This is a genomic window from Burkholderia sp. BCC1638 (assembly GCF_902833195.1).
GTDB lineage: Bacteria > Pseudomonadota > Gammaproteobacteria > Burkholderiales > Burkholderiaceae > Burkholderia > Burkholderia diffusa.
Genome location: NZ_CADFEC010000137.1, coordinates 1 through 452, shown reverse-complemented (window position 1 = coordinate 452; position 452 = coordinate 1). Strand labels below are relative to the sequence as shown.

Sequence of the window (452 nt, the reverse complement as noted above, 5' to 3'; positions counted from 1 at the left end):
TCAGCGCATGCTTGCCTTCCGTCAGCGCATGGGCCGAGTCCGGCGTGAAGCTCCACTTGCCCGACGCGTCCGTCGTGGCCGAACCCAGCGTCGTGTCGCCATCGCGGATCGTCACGATCGAACCCGGCTTCGCCGTGCCATGCAGCGTCGGACGCGTGTCGTTCGTGAACCCACCGTTCGACACCGAGCCGGTTTGCGGCAACTGGTCGTCGAAGGCGTCCGTAATGACGACCGTGCCAGGCCCTGAGGTATCGACCTTTATCGCGTAGACCTCGCTTGCGCCGCTCTCGTTGCCCGCCGCGTCCCGCGCCGTCACCTTGAAATCATGCTCGCCGTCCGCGAGCGGGGTGCCCGGCGTGAACGACCAGCCGCCCGCCGCGTTCGCAACGGTCGAGCCGATCGCCTTGCCGCCGTCGTAGATCGTCACCACCGCGCCCGGCTCCGCCGAGCCC

Annotated in this window: 1 protein-coding gene; it reads right to left on the bottom strand. The window is 68.6% G+C overall.

Features of this window, described 5'->3' with window-relative positions:
* The coding region (locus HWX22_RS31575) for an Ig-like domain-containing protein (protein ID WP_175917025.1) at positions 1–452 on the bottom strand (452 nt) is incomplete at both ends.